The 2,391-nt window shown below is 31.7% G+C and carries 2 protein-coding genes; both read right to left on the bottom strand.

Translation table 11 applies throughout. The features are described 5' to 3' along the window. Positions 1–233: 233 nt before the first annotated feature. Positions 234–1,016: an HD domain-containing protein gene (locus ABF633_RS20690; protein WP_077844025.1), complete on the bottom strand. Its 783-nt coding sequence runs from the start codon at positions 1,014–1,016 to the stop codon at positions 234–236. A gap of 217 nt (positions 1,017–1,233) precedes the next feature. Further along, the coding region (gltA, locus tag ABF633_RS20685) for an NADPH-dependent glutamate synthase (protein WP_415526624.1) at positions 1,234–2,391 on the bottom strand (1,158 nt) is incomplete at its 5' end.

The following is a 2,391-nucleotide window of genomic DNA, read 5'->3' as shown; positions in this document are numbered from 1 at the left end:
CCCCCGCCCCCCCCCCCCCCCCCCCCCCCCGTTTTTTTTAATGATCCGGCGACCACCGAGATCTACACGAGCCTTATCGTCGGCAGCGTCAGATGTGGATTAGAGACAGGACTTATATATTAAACATAATAGCATTTAGCATTTGGTTAATAGAATCAGGTTAGCTAGTATAGCCATAAATTAAATATTATTATTAAACAGAAAGCAATTAAAATGTTCATTTTACAGATAAATTATTTCACTATGGAATTTTCTATATATTTATCAAGGTACCTTTCTAAATCATCAATCTCTTCATTTTTAGGTAAACAGCTAATTAATGTTTTTAAAACTTCCTTCTCCTTTATATAGTTAAGAGAAAATGAAAAATTCAAATCAATTATCCAACTTAATTCATATATTTTTCTATCATTATAATTTTTTAGTGAATTATTACTAATTTTTTTATTTGAACGAATATCTTTAATAAAATCTGAATTGTAGCCTGATGTAACAGGTAAATTATCAAGCGCCGGATTAGGATGATTCTTTCTTTCTCTCTCATATCCCATAATGATTCTGAAAATATCAAGTTTATCGGCATCTCTAATCAATTTGCAAAACAATGATTCTTCCTTATTTAAATCCATTGGAAGATCTTTTTCATTATGAAGATTTACAGCTTTAATAATAATCCTTCTTCTACTATCATCTAAGTTTTTTAATATTCCGTTTTCTTCTAATATTTTAACACCTAAAGCAGCATGATTTTCTGAAAAAGCATCCCTAAATGTCTTATATTTTTTGAATTGTTCAAACCTTCCTATATCATGAAATAATCCTATTATCTCTGCTGTATCAACTTCTTCTTGGGTCAAATTTAAAGATTTTGCAATATTTACAGCATGCTCTGCAACTTTTAACGTATGTATTTCCTTAAGTTCAATATTCTGATTTATTAAGCTATCTTCCCCATAAAACTTTTTTACATAAGAGCTAAACCAATCATAATATTCTTTAACTAATATATTTTCCATTTTTATCTCCTTACTATATCTAAATATATATCTATTATACTCCTTTAGCATAAATTACTTAACTATAAAACTTCCTTCTATATGAGTATAGGTTTTAATTCACATTCATTATGAACCCTTAAAGAATAAAAATACCTTGACAATATTCATTTAATATTGCCAAGGCTTTATAATTTAGGATTTGATCATAAAAATTATATTTATTTTATGTTTATATTTATTTTCCTTGTAAATACTCATCTATAGCTTTTGCTGCCTTTTTACCAGCACCCATAGCAAGTATTACTGTTGCTGCTCCTGTAACTGCATCCCCACCAGCATAAACTGCTTCTTTAGTAGTAAGACCTGTTTCTTCTTCAGCTACAATACATCTTCTCTTATTTATTTCTAATCCTTGAGTTGTTGATGAAATTAATGGATTTGGTGATGTTCCAAGTGACATTATTACAGTGTCTACATCCATAACAAATTCTGAACCTGGAACTTCAACTGGACTTCTTCTTCCTGATGCATCTGGTTCTCCAAGTTCCATTCTTACACATTTCATTCCTTTAACCCATCCATTTTCATCTACTAAGATTTCTGTTGGATTAGTTAATACATCAAAGATTACTCCTTCTTCCTTAGCATGATGTACTTCTTCTACTCTTGCTGGAAGTTCTGATTCACCTCTTCTATAAACAATATGACTTTCAGATCCAAGTCTTAAGGCAGTTCTTGCTGCATCCATAGCAACATTTCCTCCACCTACTACTGCAACTTTTTTACCAGATCTAACTGGAGTGTCGTATCCTTCTACTGCTGCTTTCATTAAGTTTACTCTTGTTAAAAATTCATTTGCTGAGCATACTCCATTTGCATTTTCTCCTGGTATTCCCATGAATCTTGGAAGTCCTGCACCTGAACCTATAAATACAGCTTTGAATCCTTCATCTTCAAACAATTGATCTATAGTTATAGTTCTGCCAACTATAACATTAGTTTCTATTTTAACACCAAGTTTCTTGATGTTTTCAACTTCATTTTTAACTACTTTTTCTTTTGGAAGTCTGAATTCTGGAATTCCATATTCTAAAACTCCACCTGCTTTATGAAGTGCTTCAAATATAGTTACTTCATATCCTTTTTTAGCCAAATCTCCAGCACAAGTAAGTCCTGCAGGTCCACTTCCTATAACTGCAACTTTAATTCCATTTTTAGGTTCTGTTGCACTTAAATCAACATTATGTGATACTGCCCAGTCTGCTGTAAATCTTTCAAGTTTACCAATAGATACTGAGTCACCTTTTATTCCTAAAACACATCTTCCTTCACATTGTTTTTCTTGTGGACATACTCTTCCACAAACTGCTGGAAGTGAGCTGTATTTTGAAAT

The organism is Clostridium sp. (genome assembly GCF_047718555.1).
In the GTDB taxonomy this organism is placed as follows: Bacteria; Bacillota; Clostridia; order Clostridiales; family Clostridiaceae; genus Clostridium_I.
The sequence above is the reverse complement of the archived record's forward strand: the minus strand, read 5'-3'. Positions and strand labels throughout refer to the sequence as shown.